Source organism: Nocardia donostiensis (assembly GCF_002081715.1).
GTDB lineage: Bacteria > Actinomycetota > Actinomycetes > Mycobacteriales > Mycobacteriaceae > Nocardia > Nocardia donostiensis.
In genome coordinates this window covers 14,191-37,180 of sequence record NZ_MUKP01000045.1, presented here as the reverse complement: position 1 = coordinate 37,180, position 22,990 = coordinate 14,191, and the positions used below count along the sequence as shown (strand labels likewise).

The 22,990-nt window shown below is 67.8% G+C and carries 22 protein-coding genes and 1 pseudogene; 15 read left to right on the top strand and 8 right to left on the bottom strand.

Annotated features, from left to right (window positions below; all coding sequences use genetic code 11):
- From B0T44_RS22135 to ctaE, 4 genes and pseudogenes are all read right to left on the bottom strand, one after another.
- Positions 1-195, bottom strand: a pseudogene (locus tag B0T44_RS22135) (cytochrome bc1 complex cytochrome b subunit); the annotation flags it as partial.
- A complete protein-coding gene (qcrA, locus tag B0T44_RS22130; protein WP_081512521.1) occupies positions 192-1,388 on the bottom strand; it encodes a cytochrome bc1 complex Rieske iron-sulfur subunit in 1,197 nt (398 codons plus the stop codon). The pseudogene B0T44_RS22135 and the gene qcrA, both read right to left, overlap by 4 nt.
- Before the next feature lie 38 nt (positions 1,389-1,426).
- Entirely contained in the window at positions 1,427-2,290 is an 864-nt protein-coding gene (qcrC, locus tag B0T44_RS22125; RefSeq protein WP_077121684.1) for a cytochrome bc1 complex diheme cytochrome c subunit, read from the bottom strand.
- Between the two features lie 62 nt (positions 2,291-2,352).
- Entirely contained in the window at positions 2,353-2,967 is a 615-nt protein-coding gene (ctaE, locus tag B0T44_RS22120; RefSeq protein ID WP_077121682.1) for an aa3-type cytochrome oxidase subunit III, read from the bottom strand.
- A gap of 266 nt (positions 2,968-3,233) precedes the next feature.
- Here ctaE and trpD point away from each other — a divergent pair, with 266 nt between their 5' ends.
- Positions 3,234-4,292 carry an anthranilate phosphoribosyltransferase gene (trpD, locus tag B0T44_RS22115; protein ID WP_077121680.1) on the top strand — a complete coding sequence of 353 codons (1,059 nt, stop codon included), beginning with the start codon at positions 3,234-3,236 and terminating at the stop codon, positions 4,290-4,292.
- Positions 4,293-4,330: 38 nt separating this feature from the next.
- Positions 4,331-4,633: a hypothetical protein gene (locus tag B0T44_RS22110; protein ID WP_139348024.1), complete on the top strand. Its 303-nt coding sequence runs from the start codon at positions 4,331-4,333 to the stop codon at positions 4,631-4,633.
- Positions 4,634-4,638: 5 nt separating this feature from the next.
- Here B0T44_RS22110 and B0T44_RS22105 read toward each other — a convergent pair whose 3' ends face one another.
- Both B0T44_RS22105 and B0T44_RS22095 read right to left on the bottom strand, forming a co-directional pair.
- Positions 4,639-4,914 (bottom strand): Lrp/AsnC family transcriptional regulator, encoded by a 276-nt coding sequence (locus B0T44_RS22105; RefSeq protein WP_077121676.1) that lies wholly within the window; start codon positions 4,912-4,914, stop codon positions 4,639-4,641.
- 267 nt (positions 4,915-5,181) lie between these two features.
- Positions 5,182-6,951 carry a DEDD exonuclease domain-containing protein gene (locus tag B0T44_RS22095; RefSeq protein WP_077121672.1) on the bottom strand — a complete coding sequence of 590 codons (1,770 nt, stop codon included), beginning with the start codon at positions 6,949-6,951 and terminating at the stop codon, positions 5,182-5,184.
- Positions 6,952-7,494: 543 nt separating this feature from the next.
- Between B0T44_RS22095 and B0T44_RS22090 the strand changes: the two genes are divergently transcribed.
- The 12 genes from B0T44_RS22090 (at position 7,495) to B0T44_RS22035 (ending at position 18,939) form a co-directional block, all read left to right on the top strand.
- Positions 7,495-8,085, top strand: a complete 591-nt coding sequence (locus B0T44_RS22090; RefSeq protein ID WP_077121670.1) for a C40 family peptidase — start codon at positions 7,495-7,497, stop codon at positions 8,083-8,085.
- Between the two features lie 184 nt (positions 8,086-8,269).
- The gene (locus B0T44_RS22085) at positions 8,270-9,334 is read left to right on the top strand and encodes an NlpC/P60 family protein (RefSeq protein ID WP_077121668.1); all 1,065 of its coding nucleotides are present in this window, start codon (positions 8,270-8,272) and stop codon (positions 9,332-9,334) included.
- A gap of 6 nt (positions 9,335-9,340) precedes the next feature.
- Positions 9,341-10,339: a peptidase MA family metallohydrolase gene (locus B0T44_RS22080; RefSeq protein ID WP_077121666.1), complete on the top strand. Its 999-nt coding sequence runs from the start codon at positions 9,341-9,343 to the stop codon at positions 10,337-10,339.
- A 155-nt stretch (positions 10,340-10,494) separates the two neighbouring features.
- Positions 10,495-11,622, top strand: a complete 1,128-nt coding sequence (locus B0T44_RS22075; protein ID WP_077121664.1) for a glycosyltransferase family 4 protein — start codon at positions 10,495-10,497, stop codon at positions 11,620-11,622.
- A gap of 60 nt (positions 11,623-11,682) precedes the next feature.
- Positions 11,683-12,069, top strand: a complete 387-nt coding sequence (locus B0T44_RS22070; protein ID WP_077121662.1) for a polyketide cyclase / dehydrase and lipid transport — start codon at positions 11,683-11,685, stop codon at positions 12,067-12,069.
- 42 nt (positions 12,070-12,111) lie between these two features.
- The gene (locus tag B0T44_RS22065) at positions 12,112-12,549 is read left to right on the top strand and encodes an SRPBCC family protein (protein WP_077121661.1); all 438 of its coding nucleotides are present in this window, start codon (positions 12,112-12,114) and stop codon (positions 12,547-12,549) included.
- Between the two features lie 23 nt (positions 12,550-12,572).
- A complete protein-coding gene (locus B0T44_RS22060) occupies positions 12,573-13,823 on the top strand; it encodes an ArsA family ATPase (protein ID WP_077121701.1) in 1,251 nt (416 codons plus the stop codon).
- Complete coding sequence (locus B0T44_RS28250) at positions 13,820-14,575, top strand: hypothetical protein (RefSeq protein WP_245839707.1); 756 nt, start codon at positions 13,820-13,822, stop codon at positions 14,573-14,575. The genes B0T44_RS22060 and B0T44_RS28250 overlap by 4 nt, the downstream gene beginning before the upstream one ends.
- Entirely contained in the window at positions 14,572-15,549 is a 978-nt protein-coding gene (locus tag B0T44_RS22050) for an ROK family protein (RefSeq protein ID WP_077121659.1), read from the top strand. Before B0T44_RS28250 ends, B0T44_RS22050 begins: the two co-directional genes overlap by 4 nt.
- A 173-nt stretch (positions 15,550-15,722) precedes the next feature.
- Positions 15,723-16,448, top strand: a complete 726-nt coding sequence (locus tag B0T44_RS22045) for a lysophospholipid acyltransferase family protein (RefSeq protein WP_077121657.1) — start codon at positions 15,723-15,725, stop codon at positions 16,446-16,448.
- 346 nt (positions 16,449-16,794) lie between these two features.
- Positions 16,795-17,562 (top strand): sporulation protein, encoded by a 768-nt coding sequence (locus tag B0T44_RS22040; RefSeq protein ID WP_077121699.1) that lies wholly within the window; start codon positions 16,795-16,797, stop codon positions 17,560-17,562.
- Between the two features lie 99 nt (positions 17,563-17,661).
- Positions 17,662-18,939: an FAD-binding oxidoreductase gene (locus tag B0T44_RS22035; RefSeq protein ID WP_077121655.1), complete on the top strand. Its 1,278-nt coding sequence runs from the start codon at positions 17,662-17,664 to the stop codon at positions 18,937-18,939.
- A 123-nt stretch (positions 18,940-19,062) separates the two neighbouring features.
- Here the strand turns inward: B0T44_RS22035 and B0T44_RS22030 are convergent, their stop codons facing one another.
- The gene (locus tag B0T44_RS22030; RefSeq protein WP_077121653.1) at positions 19,063-19,479 is read right to left on the bottom strand and encodes a cytochrome c oxidase subunit 4; all 417 of its coding nucleotides are present in this window, start codon (positions 19,477-19,479) and stop codon (positions 19,063-19,065) included.
- Positions 19,480-19,493: 14 nt separating this feature from the next.
- Complete coding sequence (gene ctaC / locus B0T44_RS22025; RefSeq protein WP_245839711.1) at positions 19,494-20,483, bottom strand: aa3-type cytochrome oxidase subunit II; 990 nt, start codon at positions 20,481-20,483, stop codon at positions 19,494-19,496.
- A 532-nt stretch (positions 20,484-21,015) separates the two neighbouring features.
- Between ctaC and asnB the strand changes: the two genes are divergently transcribed.
- Positions 21,016-22,959 (top strand): asparagine synthase (glutamine-hydrolyzing), encoded by a 1,944-nt coding sequence (gene asnB / locus B0T44_RS22020; RefSeq protein ID WP_077121652.1) that lies wholly within the window; start codon positions 21,016-21,018, stop codon positions 22,957-22,959.
- Positions 22,960-22,990 lie beyond the last annotated feature (31 nt).

The window sequence follows — 22,990 nt, the reverse complement described above, 5'->3', positions numbered from 1 at the left end:
GAACAGGGTCAGATACACACCCGACAGCAACAAGATGATGAAGCAGTACAGGGCGATCTCACCCAGTAGGAACGACCAATGCGTCGGGAAGACCTTGTTGATCGAACGCTTCACGAACGCCGCGGCCCGATACCGCTCGTCCACGGCATCGGCGTGGGCGGCCGCCTTGCGGCCGATGACTTCTCCAACACTCATGAACGACGCTCCCAGAATGCGGGCCCGAGCGGCTCGATGAAGTCGCCGTTGGCGACCAGGTAGCCCTCGGTGTTGACGGTGATCGGCAGCTGCGGCAGCGCACGGGCGGCAGGACCGAAGACCGGCTTACCCCATTCGGTCGCCGAGAACTGCGACTGGTGGCAGGGGCACAGAATCCGGTTGGTCTGCTGCTCGTACAGCGAGGTCGGGCAGCCGAGATGGGTGCAGATCTTCGAGTAGGCGAAGTAGTCGCCGAAGTTGAAGCTTTCCTGCCCCTTGCGCTTGATCGCGGCCTGAGCGTCCTCGGTGCGCAGCCGGATCAGCATGACGGAGTTGCGGATACCACGCAGCGACTGCAGCGTGGCGTGCTCGTCCCCGCGCCATTCTTCCTTCCACGGGAACACCGTTTCCATGGCGCCCGCGTCCAGGTCCTCGGGGCGGACCAGCACGATATCGTTCGGGCGGCCGGTGTCGCGGCGCAGGTAGACCGTCTGGCCCGGGTAGTCCGGGGTCCAGCCCGACACCCACAGCGGCGACTTGTCACCCTTGGCCCACGGGTTCTTCACCATGCCGCCGACGAACATCAGCAGTGCGCCGATGCCGAGCACGCCGACGCCCGCGCCCGCGGTGCGGGTGATCAGCTTGCGGCGGCCCAGGGTGGAGGATTCCGCGGCGTCGCTGAGTTCGGCGATCAGGGTGCGCCGTTCCACCTCGGCGGAGCGGCCGTCGTGACGGTCCTGGATGGACAGTTCGGCCGGGATGAACTTCTTGCGGATCAGCACCACGGCGATGCCGATGGCGAGCACCGAGACACCGAAGGTGATGCCGTAGAGCGGGGTGGTCAGCGAGTACAGGCCGTGGCCTTCTTCGTCTTTGCCCTTGAACTCCCACGGCCAGAACAGGAAGACACCGACCAGTGCGAGGGCGAACAACCCGGAGACGGCGAACCACAGCGCCACCTGGCGTTCGGCCCGCTTCTCGGCGCGGGTGCCCGGAACCGGGAACCGTTCGCGCCGGTAGACGACCTCTACGCCGTCGCGCGCGGTACCGAGCTTGACCAGCTCGTCACGCGACATCGCGTCCAGTTCGGCCTCGGTCGGTTCGGCGGCGGGGCCATGGGCCTTGCCCGCTTCGACGTTACCGCCCTCTTGACCCTCTTTCGGGCGATCACTGCCCTCTTTCGGGCGACCCATGTCGTTTCGCTCCTGTTCGTTCGGGTGTTCTTTGCCGGTCATGCCCGGGATCCGATCCACATCGCCGCACCGACTACGAGCACGATTCCGACGAGCCAGACGGCGACCCCCTCTGTCGCGGGGCCGAAGCCGCCCAGGGAGAAGCCACCCGGCGACTGGGATTCGGACGCATCCTTGACATAGGCGATGATGTCGCGCTTCTCCTCCGGGGTCAGCTGCCGGTCGGAGAATTTCGGCATGTTCTGCGGGCCGGTCAGCATGGCGGTGTAGATCTGCTGCTCCGACGCCGGATCCAGCGGCGGGGCGAACTTACCGGACGACAGCGCGCCACCGCGGCCGGTGAAGTTGTGGCAGGATGCGCAGTTCATGCGGAACAGCTCACCGCCGCGACCGATATCGCCGCCGCGCAGCGACTCCTGCGCGATCTCGCCGTTCGCGTCGCGGACCACAGTCGGACCGCCGCCGTTGGCGGCCACGTAGGCGCCGATGGCGTCAGTCTGGTGGGCGTCGAACTTCGGCGGTTTGCGCTGAGCCTGCGCCTCGTTGCGCACCATCGGCATGCGGCCCGAGGACACCTGGAAGTAGACCGCGGCCTCACCGACACCGATCAGGCTCGGGCCGCGGTCGGTCACGCCCTGCAGGTTGGCGCCGTGACAGGTGATGCAGGAGGTTTCGTAGAGCTGCTGGCCTTCCCGGATCAGCGCCGAGGAGTCCTGGTCGGCGGTGGCGATCTGCGGCTCGGGCGTGAGCGCCGAGGCGAGGAAGCCGGCTCCGACGAGACCCACCAGAAGCGCAAGCCCACCCGCGATACGACGGCGGACGCGGCGCTGCCTGCGCGTCTTGCTGGCCTCGCCGTGCCCGGGGCTGGCGGGCGCTGGCGCTGTTGGGGGAGATGAACTCATCTGTGTCCCTTTGAGTAGACGGAACCGACTTGTGCTGTGGCTGGAGGTCGACGACGCCCGGGTCAGCGGACGAAGTAGATCGTGGCGAACAGCCCGATCCAGACGATGTCGACGAAATGCCAGTAGTAGGAGACGACGATCGCGGCGGTGGCCTGCGCGGGGGTGAACTTGCTCATCTTGGTGCGGGCGAGCAGGAACAGGAACGCGATCAGACCGCCGATCACGTGCAGGCCGTGGAAGCCGGTGGTGATGTAGAACACCGAGCCGTAGGCACTGCTGGAGATCGAGGTGCCGTGGTCCACCAGGTGGTAGTACTCATAGCCCTGTCCGAGGACGAAGAACAGGCCCATCAGGAAGGTGAGCACATACCAGCGGCGCAGACCGAACACGTCACCGCGCTCGGCCGCGAACACACCCATCTGGCAGGTGAACGACGAGGCGACCAGCACGGTGGTGACCGGTACGGCCAGTGCCAGGTTCAGTTCGGTCGGCGGCGGCGGCCAGATCCCGTCCGGAGCTTGGGCACGCGCGACGAAGTACATCGCGAAGAGGCCGGCGAAGAACATCAGCTCGCTGGACAGCCAGATGATGGTACCGACGCTGACCATGTTGGGCCGGTTCAGCGAATGCACACGCTGGGTAATGGCCGATCCTGAGGTACCTACTGCGGTCGTCACGGGGGTAAGTATGACCCTTCGTAGTACGACGAAAGCAAGCGGGTGCGAAACTGCGTGGTCCGTGTCGGTAAACGCGCAGCTTGCGGCGCCGGTGATCATCTTCGGACACGGCTCGGTGTGTCGCGGTGGCCCACTGCCGATTCCATGTCCGGCTGTTCGCTCGGCAAGGCAGGCGGCCCGCTCCCGAGCAGCGCCGATAACAATTCGCGCACTAGGGTGATGGACGAACGTGACTGGTCGCGTACCGGTGTGATGGGAGATGGTGGATGAGCACGCGCAGCTGGCCGCAGGTGCTGGGAGTACTCGCCGACGGCGGCGACCTGACCGCGGACGACACCAGCTGGGCGATCGACGAGATCTTCTCCGATCACGCCACCTCCGCCCAGATCGCCGCCTTCGGTGTGGCGCTCAAGATCAAGGGGCCGACTCCCGCCGAACTGTCCGGGATGGCGGCCGGGATGCTCGCGCACGCCCGCCTGGTGCATATCGACGGCGACGCGGTGGATATCGTCGGTACCGGCGGCGACCGCTCCGGTTCGGTGAACATCTCCACCATGTCCTCGATCGTGGTCGCCGCGGCCGGGGTGCCGGTGGTCAAGCACGGTAACCGGGCGGCCAGTTCCAAAAGCGGCGGCGCGGACGTGCTGGAGGCGCTCGGGGTCCGGCTGGCGCTCGGACCGGAGGCGGTGGCCCGATGCGTCCGCGAGGTGGGGATCGGTTTCTGCTTCGCGCCGCTGTTCCATCCTGCGCTTCGGTTCGCCGGTCCGGCCCGCAAACAGATCGGCATCCCGACCGTGTTCAACGTGCTCGGACCGCTCACCAACCCGGCGCAGCCCCGTGCCGGTCTGGTGGGCTGCGCGTTCCCGGAGCTGCTGCCGACGATCGCCGGGGTGTTCGCCGAACGCGGCGCGAGCGCGCTGGTGGTGCGCGGGCGTGACGGTCTGGACGAGATCACCACCTCCGATGTCACCGAGACCTGGGTGGTGTCGGGCGGCCGGATGCGGGAAACGGTGATCGACCCGACCCGCCTCGGTATCGCACGCGTGGATCTGGATGCGCTGCGCGGCGGGGACGCGCAGGTCAACGCCGGTGTGGCGCGCGATGTGCTGGCCGGGGTGAGCGGGCCGGTGCGCGATGCGGTGCTGGTGAACTCTGCCGCGGCGATCGTCGCCTACGACCTGTCCCAGGGCTACGATCCCGATGCCGATCTGGACGACCTACTCGGTGTCGGTATCGCGCGTGCGGCGGCCGCGATCGACAGCGGCAAGGCAGCGGGGCTGCTGGATCGGTGGGTGGCGCTGGCCGACACGCTCGGCGACGGCTGAACGACATCCACCGGTACCCGGAAGGAGACGATTCGGCGATGAAGAGGCGAGCTGTGCGGCGAACTGCGGCGGTGGTCGTCGGCGCAGGGCTGGTGGCGTTGCCTGTCACCGCACCGAACGCGTTCGCGGCCCGGGGCGGGCTGGTCGTGGCCGGCACCGTGTACCACGACCCCCATGGTTGTGTGGAGGTCGGCGGCAACACCGCGGCCCGGCCCATCGAAAACCACACCGATGCGGTGGTGCTCGTTTACTACGGCCGCGGCTGTCTGGGCGAGGTGACCGCGTCCCTGGCGCCGCGCGAAATCCGCGCGGTCACCGGAACGTCGATCCACGTGCCCTGAGCGGTTCACTCCCCCAGCGAGAATCCCGCTTCGACGTCGGCGCTCGAATAGGACTTGAACGCGATATGGGTGATCGTGCGCACCACCCCCGGTGTTTTATCGATCCGCCCGGTCACCACCTCGGCGATCTGCTCATGGTCACGCACCCGCACGATCCCGATCAGATCGACGTCGCCCGCACACGAATACACCTCGGTCACGCCCTCGAGGTCCGCCACCGCCTGCGCGGTTTCCGGGATGCGGCTGCTGTCGGCGTGGATGAGCACGATCGCGGTAATCATGCCCACAGCCTAGGCACCTCGCCACTACGCGGAGCGGACGCACGCGCGGCATCCGTCGGCCGCGACCACAGTGCCCTCCTCCTCGCACTTCTCGACGGCATCGCGACCGCCGCCGGCCACGTCTGCATCCGACAGCGCGGGGCGAACGAGCGACGGCAGCTTCGCCTGCCGGTCGTCCGGCTGCGGCCCGCAGCGAAGAATGCACTGGGGCGCCCACGGCAGGCACCGGCTGAGCGCGGGCACTGTCACGACGGGTCGGTGGCGCTTTCACCCTGTCGACTCGGCATACTCCTCCCCGGCGCGGGCGTCCGCCACCGCTTTTTCGGCGATCGCGGCCCAGGCCAGCCAACGGGAACCGCCGTATGCGGGTTCCCGGTAGCCGTCGCTGGTTCCGACGATGCGAACGCCGGGGCGGTGTAGCCAGCGGGCGATCACACCTACTTCTTCCGGTGAGGCGCCGCGCAGGGGCGGCAGGTCGGCCGGTGCCGCCGCAGTACCGGCGGGAACGACGGTTTCCGCAGCGGCGACGATCTGCTCGACCACGGGCATCGGGGGCACTCCCCTGGCTGCGGTGCCTGCTCCGGCGAGGCGGCCGTAGCGGATCACCGCGAACTCCCAGCCGCCGAAACCGTCCGGGTGGGCGGCGATCAGTTCGGCGATGCGGGCGATGGCGGCAAGGCGCTGGGTCCGGTGCAGGGCACGGATGACGGCGGCGGCGCGGTCGCGCAGGCGGGCAGCCGATTCGAAACGCTCGGCGTGGGCGTGGTTTTCGATCCGGCCGACGATCGCGCGCAGCACGGTGTCGTCGGCGCCGGTGAACAGGGCGCGGACCGCGGCGGGCGCGGGTGCGTATGCCTGCATGTCGAGCACGGAACCCGGAACCGCAGCGGGGCATCCGCCGATCACCTCGGGTGGGCACTGGTGGATCGCGGTGCACGACAGCCGGGTGGTGCAGGTGCGCAGTCCGCAGAATTCGGCGACGGTTGCGGCGATCTCGCCCGCGGCGGCACGGGAACCGAACGGGCCGATGGCAGTGGAGCCGGGATCGCGGGTGATCGCCAAACGGGGGAACGCTTCGTCGGTGAGGGTGATCCACCAGCCGCGGGTGGGGGATGTGGAGCGGCGGTTGTACGGCGGTGCGTGCGCGGCGAGCAGCCGCAGTTCCCGCACACCCGCCTCCAGGCCGTGCGCGCACACCACATGGTCGACGCGGGTGGCCAGCGCGACCATTTCCTTCATGCGGCTGCGGGTTTCCGAGCCGGTGAAGTAGTTACGCACGCGACGGCGCAGATTCACCGCCGTTCCTATATATAGGACTTCGTCGGAGGGGCCGCGGAACAGGTAGACACCGGGGGCGGCGGGCAGGTCGGCGGCCAGGACCCGTTTGGCGCGCCGCTGTCCGGTGACATCGGGCAGATAGTCGATCAGCTCGGTAAGACTGTGCACGCCTTGGTTGCCGACTCGTTCGATCAGCGCGTGCAGCACATCGACGGTCGCTCTGGCATCGTCCAGGGCGCGGTGGGTGGGCGTGGTTTTCGCGCCGAGCAGGCGTGCCAGGGCGCCCAGCCGCACCGATGGCGCTTCGTCGCGGTTGAGTACCCGGCGGGCCAGCCGCACGGTGCACAGCGTTCGGGTGGCCGGCCATGCGGTATCGCAGCGGGCAGCGGCGGCGCGCAGAAAAGCCAGATCGAACCGAGCGTTGTGCGCGACCAGCACCGCGTCGGCGGCGAATTCGAGGAAACCGGGCAGCACCGCCTCGATGGGCGGGGCGGCGCACACCATGGCGGTGGTGATGCCGGTGATGTGCACGACCGCGGGCGGGATGGCCCGACCGGGATCGACGAGGGTGGCGAATTCGCCGAGTACCTGTCCGCCGCGCACTTTGACCGCGCCGATTTCGGTGATGGCGTCGGTGTCCGCGCTGGTCCCGGTGGTTTCCAGGTCGACGACCACGAAAGTGGTGTCATACAGCGGGGTATCGAGTTCGTCGAACGCCAACTGCCGGGGTGCGGGCGGGCGCGGGACGAGGGCGGACACGGCGTGCAGCCTAGGACGGGGGTCCGACAGGTTGGGGGTAGCGGGCGGTGTCGAACACCTGACATATGTCGCCGAACCTGTTCTTTTTCCCAACTGGATGATCTCCGAAGCACAAAAGTGCTACACGTCACAGCAGTATGCGTTGGCTATTGATTTGCCGAACCTCCTATGCAAAACCCACGGGAATCAGCCCCCATGACAATCCGATCCGCTCCCCCGTTCGACAGCAGCGCGATCCGGTATGACATCACCTCGGCAGCAAAGCGAGCGAACTGCAACAACGCCGATTGCCCACCCCCGTCGACAGCACCGCCACCCCTCGGCTGGACCCTCCGGTCACGTCCCTCACCTCCACCGCCGTTACGGTTTCGTAATTTTGTGACCCATCTCGCAGGGTTTGCCAGCCGGAAACTCACCCTCCTCGGATTCTCGACATCGAGGCTTTACAACGGACCGTGATCTGTTCGTAACCTCTTCGAGACCTCACGGAGTCCGGCGTGCATCAGGTACGGCGTCGTGGGGCAGATTGGGAGTAACCGCATCATGGCGTCCAACACCGTCAAGCGACAGGCGCGGCGTGCTGCTGCAGCCGGAGCCGTCGGCGCTGCCACCCTTGGCGCGTTCCTGCTTCCCGCAGCCCCCGCCGCGGCAAAGCCGGTCACCGTACCGGGCGTGGGAACTTTCGAAGTTCCGAACGAGATCCCGGTCCCGGACCAGATCCAGGTCCCGCCCACGATCCCGGGCCTGCCGATCCCCACCCCGGCACCGCCGCCGTTCGTCACCCCCACCAAGACGGTGGGCCAGCTGGCACTCGATGCGGCGATGAGCAAACAGGGCGCACCCTATGTGTACGGCGCGGCCGGTCCGGACGCCTTCGACTGCTCCGGTCTCGTGCAGTGGTCCTACCGCCAGGCCGGGCGCGAACTGCCACGCACCAGTGGTGCGCAACTGGCCGCGGGCACCCCGGTGTCGCTCAACGACCTGCAGCCGGGCGACCTGGTGTCGTTCTACGGCGGCGGCCACTCCGGCCTGTACGCGGGCAACGGCAACGTGATCCACGCGGCGACCTCCGGTACCCCGGTGCATATCGCGCCGATCTCGTCGATGCCGGTCGCAGGCGCGCGTCGCTTCTGAGTCCGGCGAAAACGGGCCGCTCACCCCTTCCGCCGGGTGAGCGGCCCGTTTTCGCAGTGGCCGTAATCATTTCGTGCCCCTCTGGACACGCAATACGGCCGTTCCGTAACGTAATCGAGACCTTTCCGCCTGCACCGAAGCGGATTTGCACAAGGGATTTACACAGAACGGGGCACGGCAGGCTGTGGCAGCACATCAGCGGCGTCATCGCATCAGACGACTTGCGGGCGCAGCACTCACCACCGGGCTTCTCGCGGGGGTCCTGTGCGGGGCGGGGCCTGCGGGCGCCGACCCGGCCGGAGCACCGAGCAGCGCACCTGAGGCGATGCAGCGGATGCTCGATCTGTCACGCCAGACCGAGCAGCTCAACCAGCAGATGCTGGGCGCACAGGACGATCTCGACGCGAAACGCGCCGCGCAGCGCGACGCGGAAGCGAAACTCGCCGCGAGCAGCGCCGCCGTCGACGCCGCCCGCAACGAGGTGAACAAATACCGGCCGATGATCGACCGCACCGCGATCGCCGCCTATCAGGGCGCGCGCACCAACCGCCTCTTCGCGGTGCTGGTCAGCGATTCTCCGCAGCAGATGCTCGATCAGATGTCGACGCTGGACGTGGTCGCCGCCCAGACATCGGATCAGCTGAAGCGATACACCGCCGCCACCGACGCCGCCACCGACGCCGAATCCGTGGCACGAGCAGCCGCCGATGCCGCGCGCCGAGCCGCCGACCAGGCTGATGCCGCGCTCACCGATCTGGAACGCACACGCGCCGACCTGCAGGGCGCGGTCACCGAGGTGATCCAGGCGTGGAGTACGTTGTCGACCCAGGACAAGACCGCATTGGCCGGTTCCCCGTTCCCTCCCGGCTACGACCGCGACAGTCTGCTGCAGGATCTGGTACCCGGCAGCGGGACCAGCGCCTTGGCCGCCGGGCTGACCCGGGTCGGCGACCCGTATGTGTGGGGCGCGACAGGCCCCGACCAGTTCGACTGTTCCGGACTGGTGCAGTGGGCGTTCAAACAGGTCGGCAAGGATGTGCCGCGCACCAGTTCGGCGCAGGCCGCCTACGGCACGCCGGTCGACCGGGACGATCTGCAGCCCGGTGACGTGGTGTTCTTCTACCCCGACATCTCGCATGTGGGCATCTACGCGGGCGACGGCCTGATGTTGCATGCTTCGACGTTCGGTGTCCCGGTTGCCGTGGCGCCCATGGGTTCGACCCCTTTCCATTCCGCTCGGCGATACTGAACGCCGATGAGTGGCATCCGAGGAGCCCGGAACCGGCTGGCGGCGCGACGGCGTCTCGAGTTCGTGCTCACCACCGTGTTGGTGGTGCTGCTGACCGGGGCCGGTGTCGCGCTCCTCGTAGTGCCCGATCCGGTGCGCGCACCTACCCGCACCGTGCAGCCCGGTCTCGCAGGCCCCGCGGGCACGGCGGCAGCAGACCCGCGTCTGGACGAGGTGCGGCGCATCGCCGAACCGTATGGCCCGCTGGTGGTCCGGGAGATTCGCACCGGAGCCGACCGGCCCGCGCTTGTCGTCGGCCATCCCATGCAGCAGCACGATATCGACGTTCTCGCCGGTGAACTAGCCGCCGCCACGGCATCGATCACCGAACTGTGGGGAACCGAATGGTCCCGGTCACCGATCGTGGTGGTCTCGGCGACCCGTCCCGAATTCACCGCGCTGGTGCGCGCGCCCGGCGCCCTGCCCGCCGAGGTCGCCGCGGTCACCATCGCCGATCCCTTCGCCCCCGGTACTCAGCCCACGGGCCAGCGCGTGGTGTTCGGCCCCGATGCGGGCCGCCGCCTCGACCCGGCGGGGTTGCGGACTCTGCTGCGCCACGAACTCACGCATGTCGCAACCAGGGCGGTCACCGTCGACGGTGCACCGCAGTGGTTGCTGGAAGGTTTCGCCGAATACGCCGCTCACCGCGCAACTTCCCGGCCCTTCTCCGAGATCGCGCCCACCGTGTACCGCGACATCCGCGGCGGCGCCACGGCGCCGGATTTCCCCACCGACCCGATGTTCACCGGCGATCGAGCCGCCGCCGCCTACGAACTCGCCTGGTCGATCTGTGCCTACCTGGCGCAGCGATACGGGGAGACGAACCTGGTCGCCCTCTACCACCGGCTGGCCACCGGGCCGCACACTCCGCAGACCGAGCACGCTGCCTTCCGAGACGTGCTCGGCACCGACCGGCAGACAGTACTGAGCGGCTGGCGCACCTGGCTCAGCGACCGATCCCGCTGACCCTGGAGCATCCGGTCCCCGATCTGGCATTCGTCGTGCCCGCCAACTCCGCTGCCTCGTGGTCGCCCGATTCCAACTAGGCATGCGGGCCATCGGCCGTGCCGGGCGACGACCGCGCTCCGGTGCGGCGCCGGTAACCAAGTAGGTTGTCCGGTATGGCTCGAACACTGCTGGTTACCAATGATTTCCCGCCTCGACCGGGTGGTATCCAGTCGTACCTGCAGGCACTTGCGGGACAGTTACCACCCGATGACCTGGTGGTCTACGCACCGCGCTGGCGAGGAGACAGCCATACCCGGTTCGATGCCGAGCAGAAGTTCCAGGTGGTGCGTCATCCGACGACATTGATGCTGCCAACGCCGCTGGTGCTGCGGCGCGCGGCGCGTCTGCTGCGCAGCGAGAACTGCGACACGGTGTGGTTCGGGGCGGCGGCGCCACTGGCGGTGATGTCGCCGGTGCTGCGGCGCGCGGGCGCGGAACGGATTCTGGCCAGCACGCACGGCCACGAGGTGGGCTGGTCGATGCTGCCCGGCGCCCGCCAGACACTGCGGGTGATCGGTGAGAACACCGATGTGGTGACCTTTGTCAGCAAGTACACGCGCAGCCGGTTCGCTGCGGCGTTCGGGCCGAACGCCGCGCTGGAATATCTGCCGCCGGGGGTGGATCCCGAAGTTTTCCGGCCGGATCCGGCGGCACGAGCGGAACTGCGGCAGCGGTACGGGCTGGGCGACCGGCCGACCGTGCTGTGCCTGTCGCGGCTGGTACCGCGCAAAGGGCAGGACGTGCTGATCGTGGCGATGCGCCGGATCCGGGAGCGGATTCCCGGCGCGGTGCTTGTCATCGCAGGCGGCGGTCCCTATGAGCAGTACCTGCGCACGCTGGCTGAATCCTGCGAGGTCACCGACAGCGTGGTGTTCACCGGACGGGTGTCCTCCGGGGAACTGGCCGCCCATCACACCCTGGCCGATGTTTTCGCCATGCCTGCCCGCACTCGGGGCGCGGGCCTGGATGTCGAAGGCCTGGGCATCGTCTACCTGGAGGCCTCGGCGTCCGGGGTGCCGGTCGTAGCGGGCCGCTCCGGCGGTGCACCCGAAACCGTTGTCGAGGGTGAGACGGGCCGGGTGGTCGACGGCCGGGATGTGGACCGGATCGCCGACGCCATCATCGATATCCTCGCCGACCGCGACGCCGCCGCCGCGATGGGCGCGGCGGGTCGGGCGTGGGTACAGCGGTATTGGCGCTGGGACTCCCTCGGCGCCCGGTTACGCCGACTGCTGCGCTGAAACCGTTGCATCGCCCAGCAGATGCGGGCCGCTACCGGCGATCTATTACGCTCAGCCAGTGTGAGCAGTATCCAGGTCGCAGATCAGACTTTCGTCGCCGCGCCGGGCGCCGCGGTGGCCGCTGCGCTGGCGGGCCCCAACCGCTGGCGTAACTGGTGGCCGGATCTGGAACTCGACGTCCGGGAGGACCGGGGCGACAAGGGGATCCGCTGGTCGGTGCGCGGAGCGCTGACCGGGACGATGGAAGTGTGGCTGGAACCGTCGCTGGACGGGGTGATCCTGCACTATTTCCTGCACGCCGAACCCCCGCAGCCGCTGCCGCCGCGCAAACTGGCCGCGGTTGTCCGTGCCCGCCGGGTGGCGGGCAAGACCATGTCGTTCGAGGTCAAGGACCGGCTGGAAGCCGACCGCCCCGCAGGCGTCACTCCGTCCGCGCTCACATCCTGACGTTTTCCCAGCATTGTCGCCGGAAAGGAACCGCAGACCGCAATGGCCGACCGGACCCAGAGATCGATCCTCATCGCGGCGCCATCGCAGCAGGTGATGTCCGTTATCGCCGATCTGCCTGCCTACCCGGAGTGGGTGGAGGCGGCGAAATCGGTCGAGGTACTGGAGACCGGTGCCGACGGGCGGGCGCGCACCGCCCGGTTCGTGCTGGACGCGGGTGTCGTCAAGGACACCTACGTACTGTCCTACGACTGGCGCGCCGACGGGAAGGCGGTCAGCTGGAGGCTGATCAGCGGCGAGCTGCAGAAAGCCCAGGACGGCACCTACCAGCTGATCGACCGCCCCGACGGCAGCACCGAGGTGATATACGAGCTGACCGTCGACCTGAACATTCCGATGATCGGCATGTTCAAGCGCAAGGCGGAGAAGGTGATCACCGATACCGCGTTGAAGGAACTGAAGAAACGGGTCGAAGGCTGAGCGGGCAGCGGACCCGCGTCGAACTGTTCATCGGCAAGGGCGGCGTGGGCAAGACGACGCTGGCCTGCGCGACGGCGATGTCGTATGCCCGTGCCGGGCAGCGGGTGCTGGTCGCCTCGCTCGATCAGGCCCATTCCCTCGGCGACGCGCTCGGTTTCCGGTTCCCGCACGACCCGGGCACCGTCGCCGGTATCGCGCCGGTCCTGCCTGGGCTGGAAGTGATCGAGGTCGATTCGCTGGCGTTGCTCGAGGACCGTTTCGCCGCGGTGACCCGGTTGCTGGCAGCCGAGCACGGCCACGATCACGGGATCGATCTGGGCGCGCTGGACCCGGCGGAGCTGACCGGGCTGCCCGGGGTGCAGGAACTGCTGATGCTCGTGGAGATCACTCAGTTCGCGCAGGAAGACCACTGGGATGTGATCGTCGTGGACTGTCCGCCGTCGGCGGATATGCTGCGCATCGTCACCGCACCCGACACTCTGCTCGGTTACCTGGAGCGGATATGGCCGTCACATGAGCGGGTGATGAGCGCGATCGGCACCGATCTGCGCCGGGCCGTGCTGGCGGGGACGACGCAGCGGATCGTCGACGCGGTGAGCGAGGTACGCGATCTGCTGGCCGACCGCGAACGCACCGGCGCCCGGCTCGTCACTGTCGCCGAACGGGTCGCGGTCGCCGAAACCGCGCGGGTGCGTTCGGCGGCGGCGCTGCTCGGGCTGCGCCTGGACGCCGTGGTGGTGAACAAGGTACTACCACCGGTGCCCGAATCCGGGCCGGAACCCGAGCATCCTGCCGTCGCCTGGTATCTGACCCGCCGCGGCGAACAACTCGATGTGATCTCCGGGCTGCGCCGCGCCATGCCGGAGGTGGCGGTGCTGGTCGCCGGGCACACCGGACCGGAACCGGTGGGTGTCGGACCGCTGGCAGCACTGTCGTGCGTGGTCGCCGACGGAGTGCCCGGAGTCGACAGCGAGCCCGGTGTGGACAACAATCCGGCGGGAGGGACCGCCGGATCCGGTGAGCCGGTGGTTCGATGGGAATCCGGCGCGGGATTGCAGTCGGTGTACGCGATGCGGATGCATCTGCCGGTCGCCGACCCGGCAACCTTGCGCCTGGGACGAGTGGAGGACGATTTGATCGTGGGAGCGGACGGAATCCGGCGCCGATTGCGCCTGGCTCCGGTGTTGCGGCGATGCACGGTCAGTGCCGCCGAACTCGACGACGGCTATCTGGTCGTTCGGTTCCGTCCCGACCCGCAGGCGTGGCCGCAGTGACCGTCGACGACAGCCGCCGCACCGCAGTCGACAACGACGGGATCGCCGAATTCGCCGACGAAATGCGCCTACTCGCCGAGGTGGTGCTGGAGCGGATCGAACCGGCGTTGCGGCATGCCGCGGCCGAGGGCAAACCCGAGTGGAGTAATTGCAACTGGTGCCCGGTCTGCGCCGCGGCGGCGCTGGTGCGCGGCGAACGCCATGAGGTGGTCGCCGCGCTCGCCGAGCACGGAACGGCGATCGTCACGGTGCTGCGGGAGGCATTGGCAGGTGTGCCGGTCGATCCGGTGATGCCGCACCAGCATTCGGGTAGCGGCGACCCGCACCAGCGTTCGAGCAATGCCGTCCCGGAAGACCAGGAACCCGACGGCACGGACAGCGCCACTGGGCCGGGAGCTACCGCACCCAACGACGCCCCCGGTTCCGATGAGCGGGCTCGCGTCGCCGACGAGACGAGTTCGGCCGCCGCCGACAGCTCGGGCCAAGCGGCGGAAACGGCACCACCGCGCCGCCGCAGCGCACGCCTCGGGTTCGGGCGCGGCAAAAGGGCACGCTCGAACTCACCCGGCACTCCCTCTCCCGCAGCTGACGGTTCCCCGGCACACGACCCATCGGATACTCCGCCGGATCCCGCTGTCGACGCCGCGGCCGGTTCGCCCGCCGATGCCCCGGATCCCGCCGGGAGCCGTGCTGCTCGCGGCGAACACAAACGTGCCCGCTACGTCGGTATCCCCGTAACGATCAAAGGATGACCCGCACCCGGTCGGATGCCCACCCGCTGACCGTCGGTATCGACGTCGGCGGAACGAATATCCGCGCATCCGTGGTAGACGGTGACGGCGTTGTCCTCGACACCGTGCAATCACCGACCCCGCATTCGTCGGGCGCACTCGAAGACGCCATCGCCCGCGCGGTGCGGGAACTGCGCGGACGGCACCCGGTCGACGCTGTCGGTCTGGCAGTGGCTGGTTTCGTCGACAGCGACCGCAGCACCGTCCGGTTCGCCCCGCATCTGCCCTGGCAGGACACTGCGGTGGCGCAACGTCTCACCGACCGGCTCGCACTGCCGGTGCTACTGGAGCACGACGCCAATGCCGCCGTCCTGGCCGAATACCGGTTCGGCGCCGCAGCAGGCGGCCACAATGTGGTGCTGGTGGCGCTCGGCACCGGGATCGGAGCGGCGCTGCTGATCAACGGACAGCTGTACCGCGGCAGCCACGGCATCGCCCCAGAACTCGGTCACCTACAGGTGGTTCCGCAGGGCCGGGCCTGCGCATGCGGTAAACGCGGCTGCTGGGAACGGTATTGCAGCGGGACGGCGCTGGCCGATACGGCGATCGAGATGCTGGCCACCGAGCAGGAACATTCCGTGCTGGCCAAGGATGTCTTCCCGGACCCGGGTTCACTCACCGGCCGTCGCGTCGCGGGAGCCGCCCAAGACGGTGATCCGCTCGCGCTGCGGGTGATGGCCGATTTCGCGCGCTGGCTCGGGCTCGGGCTCGCCTTCGTCGGCGATATCTTCGACCCGGATCTGGTCGTCATCGCCGGTGGGGTGAGCGGTTCCGCGCCGCTGTTCCTGGACGAAGCGCGCGAAGAGTACGCGGCCGCGCTCACCGGCCGGGGCCATCGCCCGCTCGCTCGGATCCGCACCACTCACCTCGGGGAAGCCGCGGGCATGATCGGGGTGGCCGAACTTGCCCGCACCGCGCTGATCGCCGGTCGCTGACGATGCGCCCGGCGCAACAGGATACCGGCGGGTATCACCGGAGCGAACGTGTCCGACGACACTGTGGCCGGAAACGCCGCCACGCTTGGTTGTGATCTGCGACCAGCGGTAAAGTCGGCACCCGAGGTCTCCCCCACCCCGCCAACTATCCCGGCCCCGGGAGTAAGGACGTCATGTTCTACTGGCTGCTGAAATTCGTGCTGCTGGGTCCGTTCATCCACCTCTACAACCGGCCGACGGTGGAAGGTGTGGAAAACATTCCCGCCGACGGTGCGGCCATCATGGCGGGCAATCACCTCTCGATCGCGGACTGGCTGTTCGCGCCGCTGGTGAGCCCGCGGCGCATCAACTACCTGGCCAAGGCCGAGTACTTCACCACCCCCGGGTTCAAGGGCAGACTGCAGAAGTTCTTCTTCAGCGCCAGCGGTCAGTACCCGATCGACCGCAGCGGCGCCGACGCGGCCGAAGACGCCCTCAACACCGCTCGCAAACTCCTCGACCAGGGCCGCCTCGTCGGCCTCTACCCCGAGGGCACCCGCTCCCCGGACGGCAGGCTCTACAAGGGCAAGACCGGTATGGCGCGGCTGGCGCTGGAAACCGGTGTCCCGGTGATCCCGGTCGCCGTCATCGGCACCGACCGGGTCAGCCCGCCCGGACCGTTCCGGTGGCGCCGCCACCGGGTGACCGTCAAATTCGGCACACCCATCGACTTCTCCCGCTATGAAGGTATGGGCGGCAACCGTTTCGTCGAACGCGCCGTCACCGACGAGGTCATGTACGCGCTCATGCAGCTCACCGGCCAGGAGTACGTCGACGTCTACGCGGCCAGCCTGAAGAAGGACGTCCCGTCCGGGCCGTCGTCGCATACCCCGCGCATTCCCGAAACCGCCGCGAGCTGACCCGGCCCACAGGCACTCCGGGGACATATCGACGGCGCGTGACGTGGCCTCGAAGCGCCCTCCGGGGGCAGCTGCGGCCCTGTCCTGCCTCGATACTCCGTATGCGGGAAGCCGCGACGTCAGCGGGCCTGCCCGGTTGCCGCTCGGACACCGGGAGGTGCGACAGCTACCAGCAGCCGGGCTATCTCGGTGATGACGACGCCGACAACTTCCGTGGGCCGGCGACCGCGGCCGATCCGATAATCCGGGTGATAACCCCTGTGGCACAGTCGTTATGCGAATGACGTCGGTCACAGCGCAGGGCAACACCAGGTGCGGCACAGGGCGGGATGGAAAAGTCTTCCGCATGTTCAAGAAGTTGCTTGCGGCAGTCGGTGTCGGTGGGGCCGAGGTGGAGACCGAATTGTTCGGGGCGGGAGTGCAACCAGGGGGTGTGCTACAAGGGGTCATCCGGCTCCGCGGCGGACAGACCGCTCAGCGGGTCACCAGTGTCGACGTGGAGCTGGTGACGCGCGTCGAGGTCGAGCACGACGACGGGGAATACGTCGGCGAGGCCGGGTTCGGAAGGGTGCGCGTGCAGGGCGGGTTCGAGCTGAACCCCGGCGCATCTCTGGAATTCCCGTTCGGGTTACGTGCCCCGATGGAGACGCCGATCACCTTCTACAACAATCGTCACCTGCCCGGTACGTCGGTAGCGGTGCGCACCGTGGTCGATCTGAACGGCGGCGTGGACGCCAAGGACACCGACCCGATCGGAGTGGGCGCCCTGCCCGCCCAGCACGTCATCCTCGACGCGGTGGAACGCTGGGGGTTCGGGCTGCGCAGCGCCGACGTGGAATCGGGCCGTGTTTCCGGGACCCCGCAGCAACTGCCCTTCTATCAGGAGATCGAATTCGCGCCGTCGCCGCGTTTCCCCCGCATCAACCAGCTCGAGGTGACGTTCGTCGCCGTCGAACACGGTATGAGCGTGGTCATGGAAGCCGATAAACGCGGCGGTCTGCTGTCGGCCGGACGGGACTCCTTCGACGCCCTGTGGGTGGACTTCGCCGCCATGGGTCAGGTCGACTGGGTCGCGGCCGTCGGGCAGCGGCTGGAGCGGCTCGCTTCGCGCTGAACCGGATCGGTGCTGTTCAGCCGCGCCCGTTCAGCGGCGGAACATCGGACCCGTGGATCGGCCGCACAAGCGCGGGCGCGCTGTGGTTAGCTTCGTGCCATGAGCACGCCGCACACTGTCTCCGCCGCAGCATATCTTCCCCGTGACACCGCGGATGTCGTTCGCACCGTGCGCGATTCACGGGACCGTTCGCAATCGCTGGCCGTCCACGGCGGCGAACCGGCGCTCGACGGGCTCGCGGTACCCGACCAGCGGGCTGTGGTGTCGCTGCGCCGGATGAACTCCGTACTCGATCTCAACCTGGGTCGCGGCACCGTGCGCGTGCAGGCGGGCGCGCGACTGTCGGATATCGACCGCAGGCTCGGCGCGCACGGGCTCGGGCTGCCGATCGTCGGCGACCACCGCGATATCACCGCGGGCGGTTTCGCCTCCGTCGGCGGGGTGAGCACCGCATCGCACCGGTACGGGATGTTCATAGATCAGATTGTCGACTTGGAGTACGTCGACACCGACGGACGCATCGGCACCTGCGGTAGACACCATCACACCGAGCGTTTCCACCGCATCCTCGGTGCGGGCGGGCGCGCGGGCATCATCACCGCGCTCACCCTGGATACGATCGAGATCGACAAGGACCGTACCTGGCTGTCCACCCAGGCCGACCGGTTCCTGGATTTCGACACCTTCGTCGAGCACGCGCACGCCGAGATCACCCGGCCGGGCGCCGCCGTGCTGCAGGTGGGCCGCTGGGTGGATACCGCGCCGCTGAAGGTGTCGCGGCCGGTCGGCACCGGTCGAGTACAGCTCGGCACGGTGCGGTTCGGGCAGTGGTCCAGCCTGTATCCCACCTCGCCGACCCGTTCGCTGCGGGCGCGGCGTGAGGTCGGGTCGAGGGCGCGTAAATCGCTGGGCGCGATTGCTTCGGCGTCCAGCGGTAAGGCGGGTATGCCGGTGCGTAACGCGGCTGCGGGCGCGGTTATGTTCACCCCCAAGGTGCTGACCCTGCGCGATGCCGAATACCTGGCCGATACCGTGATCAGTTCCTCCGAACGCGGCCCCGCCTACCGGGTGGGTGTGTTCGCGCCGACCGCGAACTATACGTCGGTGTTCTACCGGCTGCACGACCTGTTCTCCGGGCACCGGGAACGCACCGGCTGCTTCACCGTTATCTCCGCGATGACCTATGGTGTGCGCTCGCGCTATCTGCGCAGCGAATCGGCGGGCCGCGGCCTGCCCGCCGTCGACCACGGCCTGATCACCTTCACCTGTCGGCTGCGGCCATCCGCGCTGCCGTCGGAGCAGCTGCGCGATATCGTCACCGGGATCGACGAGATCTGCCGTTCGGAGAATGCGTTGCGCTACGAATCCGCCGACTGATCGCTACCGGGCGGCGCGCTCGCACACTGCGCGCCGTCCCACCTGTCCGACCAGCGGTAAAGCCAAGGCAAAGAACGAGGTCCCACCTGCGCTGCGCAGGTGGGACCTCGTCGTATCGGGTACTCAGTGCTTCTCGGGTCCGAGGTGGTATTCGAACACCAGCCCACCCGCGGCGATCAAAATGCATACCACACCGAGGGCGATCAGCCAGGACTGCCAGAACGCCAGGCCGAGAGCGGTCACCGAACCGGCGCCAGCCAGCAGGACGGGCCAGAAGCTACCGGGCGAGAAGAACCCCAGATCACCCGCGCCGTCGACGATCTCGGCGTCTTCGTAGTCCTCGGGACGCAGGTCGAGGCGCCGCGCGACGAAGCGGAAGTAGGTGCCGATGATCAGCGCCAAGCCTGCGGTGAGCACGATGGCGGTGAGGCCCGCCCATTCGATGCCGGTACGCGACTGTGCGGTGAAGAACCCGTACACGACGGCGACGATGACGAAGAACACCGTCAGCAGTTCGAAAATCCGAGCTTCGATCTTCATATCGGATCAGTCCCTCACTTGCTTTCGGGCGCGGACGCGCTGCGCACCGTCCGGTCGGTGTTGAAGGGCTTGGTGGAGGTGGCGACCGGCGACTCCCCGATCGACTCCAGCGCCTGCGCGTTGGACATACCTTGCTGCCGCGCCTCGATGTAGCGCTCGAACTTGTCCGGGCTGACGGCCCGGACCTCGAAGTTCATCATCGAGTGGAACGTGCCGCACATTTCCGCGCAACGGCCGACGAACGCGCCTTCCTTCTGGATCTCGGTGATCTGGAAGACGTTGTCGGAGTTGTTCTCCTTCGGGTTCGGCATCACGTCACGCTTGAACAGGAACTCCGGCACCCAGAACGCGTGGATCACATCGGCGGCGGCGAGCTGGAACTCGATGACCTTGCCGGTCGGCAGCACCAGGACGGGAACCTCGTTGCTGGTGCCGACGGTCTCGATCTTGTTGTAGTGCAGGTACGACAGGACGTCGTTCTCCGGCTTGCCGTGTACCGGACCCGGCTGCGGGTGGCCGTTCTCGTCGACCCGGTCGCGGTACTGGTCCAGCTGTTCCTGATTGGCGGCCTCACGGTCATAGTCGATGCCGTCGTAGACGAAGCCGTTCTTCAGGTCGATATTGCGGTAGCCGAACTTCCAGTTCCACTGGAACGCGGTCACGTCCACCGTGACATCGGGGTCGGGCACCTTTTCGTGCACGTAGTTCTGCACGACCACGGTGAAGTAGAACAGCACCGCGATGATCACGAACGGGATCGCCGTATAGGTCAGCTCCAACGGCACGTTGTAGCCGGTCTGACGCGGGAATTCCGGGTCGCCCTTCTTCTTGCGGTGGAAGGTCACGGTCCAGAAGGTCAGACCCCACACCAGCACACCCATCAGCAGGGCGGCGATGACCGACCAGGTCCACAGCTCACGCATCCGGGTTGCCTGCGGCGTGATGCCGGAGGGCCAGCCGAATCGCAGCCAGACATTGTCGATCGAGCAGCCGGAGACGAGCATCGTGGTGATCCCCAGGGACACCGCCAGCCCGGCCCGTCGAAGGATACGGCCCTGCCGCCCCCGGGCAGGCCGTGCCCCGATCTCGTCGCTCGCCTTGTGCGCCACGCTCACGCCTTCCTGGTCGCCCACACATTCCGACAAAGCATCGTCCCGGCGTTCGGCCTGGGCGATGCGTTTACAGCTCGGTCCGGACCTACCCGGAGGTTGCCCGCTTACCATGCACGCACACCTCGGGAAACGGCCCGAGTACTACGCAGCGTAAACCAAACACGCGCCACGTTCGCCGTCGGGTCGGGTTCGACACTCGCGGCGGCACGCGCATCACACCGCGGCACACGCACCACACCGCGACGACACGCACCACACCACGCAGGCACACACTCGGCCCAGCAGCTACCCGACGATGCGGCGCCACAGCGGCTCGACGGGCGCGGGCCCGCCCCGGTGCGGCATACTCGGACACTAGATTTCACCCGCCGCGCCGTTTCCCCCGGTGCGGGCCCCGACCAGAGGAAACGAGGTTACCGACGCCGTGTGTGGACTGCTCGGATTTCTGACGTCTGATACAGCAGAACCGGACACGGTGGAGCAGGTCTACGATGCCCTGCACTGTGTCCGCCACCGCGGCCCCGACGAGCGCGGCACCTGGCACGACGACCAGCTGATCTTCGGGTTCAACCGGCTGTCGATCATCGATATCGAGCATTCGCATCAGCCGCTGCGCTGGGGCCCGCCCGGGGATCGCGAGCGTTATGCACTGACCTTCAACGGTGAGATCTACAACTATCTGGAGCTGCGCGCGGAACTGGCGAAGGCACATGCCGAGGAGTTCGGCAACGAGCCGATGTTCCATACCGAAGGCGACGGTGAGGCGATCGTCGCCGCCTTCCACTACTGGGGTCCGGACGCCGTGCGCAGGCTGCGCGGCATGTTCGCGTTCGCGATCTGGGACACCCACACCAGGCAGCTGTTCCTGGCCCGCGATCCGTTCGGCATCAAACCGCTGTTCATAGCGACCGGTCCCGGTGGCACCGCGTTCGGCAGCGAGAAGAAGAGCCTGCTGCAACTGCTGCCCGCGCTCGGGCTCGACGACACGCTGGACCTGCGTGCGCTAGAGCACTACACGGTGTTGCAGTACGTCCCGGAACCGGAGACGCTGCACACCGATATCCGCAGGCTGGAATCGGGCAGCTACGCCATGGTCGAGCCGGGCCAGAAGCCGAAGATCACCGGGTACTTCATCCCGAGGTTCCAGGTACGGCCGTTCTCCCCGGATTCGGAACAGACCCGCTACAACGAGATCGCGGCAGCGCTGGAGGACTCGGTCGCCAAACATATGCGCGCCGATGTCACCGTCGGCTCGTTCCTGTCCGGCGGGATCGACTCCACCGCCATCGCCGCACTGGCGATGCGGCACAACCCGGACCTGATCACCTTCACCGCCGGTTTCGAACGCGAAGGCTATTCGGAGGTGGATGTGGCGGCCGAGAGCGCGGCCGCGATCGGCGCCCGCCATATCGTCAAGGTGGTTTCCCCCGCGGAGTTCGCCGCCGCTATTCCGGAGATCGTGTGGTACCTGGACGACCCGGTGGCCGACCCGGCGCTGGTGCCGCTGTATTTCGTGGCCAAGGAGGCGCGTAAGCACGTCAAGGTGGTGCTGTCCGGTGAGGGCGCCGACGAACTGTTCGGCGGTTACACCATCTATCGGGAGCCGCTGTCGCTGGCGCCGTTCGACCGGCTACCGTCCGCGGTTCGCAAACTCGCAGGTAAGGTGTCGGATCTGATTCCCGAGGGCACCCGGGGCAAGAGCCTGTTGCACCGCGGTTCGCTCCCCTTGGAGCAGCGCTACTACGGCAACGCGCGCAGTTTCAGCGACGCCCAGCTGCGGTCGGTACTGCGCGATTTCCGGCCGCAGTGGACCCATCAGGACGTGACCGCCCCTATCTACGCGCAGTCACGCGGCCTGGACCCGGTGGCGCGGATGCAGCATCTGGACCTGTTCACCTGGTTGCGCGGCGACATTCTGGTCAAGGCCGACAAGGTGACCATGGCGAATTCGCTGGAGCTGCGGGTGCCGTTCCTGGATCGGGAAGTGTTCGCGGTCGCCGAACAGATCCCGCTGGAACAGAAGATCACCAAGCAGACCACCAAGTACGCGCTGCGCCAAGCGCTGGAGGGCATCGTTCCCGGACATGTGCTGCACCGGGCGAAGCTGGGGTTCCCGGTCCCGCTGCGGCACTGGTTGCGCGGCACCGAACTCTACGACTGGGCGCACGAACAGATCACCGAATCGCAGACCGATCATCTGCTGGACAAGGCCGCGGTCACCGCGATGCTGGCAGCGCACCGCAACGGCGAATCCGACCACAGCCGCCGGTTGTGGACGCTGCTGGTGTTCATGATCTGGCACGGGATCTTCGTCGAAGAACGCATCAAACCCCAGATCCAGGAACCCACCTACCCGGTTTCGCTGTAGTCCCGTTCCCGCTGCGCACAACGCTGCGCGC

Bases quoted from the DNA above. Each gene is read 5' to 3' on its own strand.
- qcrA (WP_081512521.1), bottom strand. From the start codon at position 1,388: ATGGGTCGCCCGAAAGAGGGCAGTGATCGCCCGAAAGAGGGTCAAGAG.
- qcrC (WP_077121684.1), bottom strand. From the start codon at position 2,290: ATGAGTTCATCTCCCCCAACAGCGCCAGCGCCCGCCAGCCCCGGGCAC.
- trpD (WP_077121680.1), top strand. From the start codon at position 3,234: ATGAGCACGCGCAGCTGGCCGCAGGTGCTGGGAGTACTCGCCGACGGC.
- B0T44_RS22110 (WP_139348024.1), top strand. From the start codon at position 4,331: ATGAAGAGGCGAGCTGTGCGGCGAACTGCGGCGGTGGTCGTCGGCGCA.
- B0T44_RS22105 (WP_077121676.1), bottom strand. From the start codon at position 4,914: ATGATTACCGCGATCGTGCTCATCCACGCCGACAGCAGCCGCATCCCG.
- B0T44_RS22090 (WP_077121670.1), top strand. From the start codon at position 7,495: ATGGCGTCCAACACCGTCAAGCGACAGGCGCGGCGTGCTGCTGCAGCC.
- B0T44_RS22080 (WP_077121666.1), top strand. From the start codon at position 9,341: ATGAGTGGCATCCGAGGAGCCCGGAACCGGCTGGCGGCGCGACGGCGT.
- B0T44_RS22075 (WP_077121664.1), top strand. From the start codon at position 10,495: ATGGCTCGAACACTGCTGGTTACCAATGATTTCCCGCCTCGACCGGGT.
- B0T44_RS22065 (WP_077121661.1), top strand. From the start codon at position 12,112: ATGGCCGACCGGACCCAGAGATCGATCCTCATCGCGGCGCCATCGCAG.
- B0T44_RS22050 (WP_077121659.1), top strand. From the start codon at position 14,572: ATGACCCGCACCCGGTCGGATGCCCACCCGCTGACCGTCGGTATCGAC.
- B0T44_RS22045 (WP_077121657.1), top strand. From the start codon at position 15,723: ATGTTCTACTGGCTGCTGAAATTCGTGCTGCTGGGTCCGTTCATCCAC.
- B0T44_RS22040 (WP_077121699.1), top strand. From the start codon at position 16,795: ATGTTCAAGAAGTTGCTTGCGGCAGTCGGTGTCGGTGGGGCCGAGGTG.
- B0T44_RS22035 (WP_077121655.1), top strand. From the start codon at position 17,662: ATGAGCACGCCGCACACTGTCTCCGCCGCAGCATATCTTCCCCGTGAC.
- B0T44_RS22030 (WP_077121653.1), bottom strand. From the start codon at position 19,479: ATGAAGATCGAAGCTCGGATTTTCGAACTGCTGACGGTGTTCTTCGTC.
- ctaC (WP_245839711.1), bottom strand. From the start codon at position 20,483: ATGCTCGTCTCCGGCTGCTCGATCGACAATGTCTGGCTGCGATTCGGC.